Below are 596 nucleotides of genomic sequence, written 5' to 3'. Positions count from 1 at the left end.
CTTCGCTAGTTCTCGTCAAACTTAACGATAGGAGGAAGTTGGGATCCTGACAAGTGTCTCTTTTTTGCTTTCTAGTTGAGCATTTTTACGCTGCAATCTTCGGCATTTTTAGTATGCAATAAACAGGCCTGCTGAATCTGCTGCTTGGGGTCCACGATTTGCTTGCCGCCCCCGCCGGCCGCTGTACGCAGGCGGCAGCTGTACACCACCGGGAAGTAATCCTGCAGGAACTTGCCCTCCACATGCGCCGTCAGGGCGATCATCTGGAAGCCCAGCTGTTCCGCGATATAGAAGACGGGACTCAGAACGTGACTTGCCGAACGGGTTGTCCAGAATGACCGCGCGGTGCCGCTTCATCTGGCTGTGAATATGCTGGCGCTTCTCCGCCACATAATTCAGTATACCGAGGAACAGGGTCATGTTCTTGCTCCACTTCTCTCCGCCCGACCAGCGGTTGGATTCCTCCCACGGGAGGTAAGCCAAAAGGGAATTACACTAAAGGTGATTCACATGGTGTTAAGAAAGAGAATGAAACAGCAGATATCTTTGCAGATCAGGGATATCACATAAAGATGTTAGATGAACTCAATGGTGGA

Annotated in this window: 1 pseudogene; it reads right to left on the bottom strand. The window is 51.0% G+C overall.

From position 1 onward, the window contains the following. Positions 1-125: 125 nt before the first annotated feature. Positions 126-468 (bottom strand): annotated as a pseudogene (locus DNH61_RS00005) (hypothetical protein); the annotation flags it as partial. Positions 469-596: the final 128 nt, after the last annotated feature.

The organism is Paenibacillus sambharensis, assembly GCF_003233845.1.
Lineage (GTDB): Bacteria > Bacillota > Bacilli > Paenibacillales > Paenibacillaceae > Paenibacillus_I > Paenibacillus_I sambharensis.
Note: the sequence above shows the minus strand (reverse complement) of the source record. Positions and strands in the feature narration are given on the sequence as shown.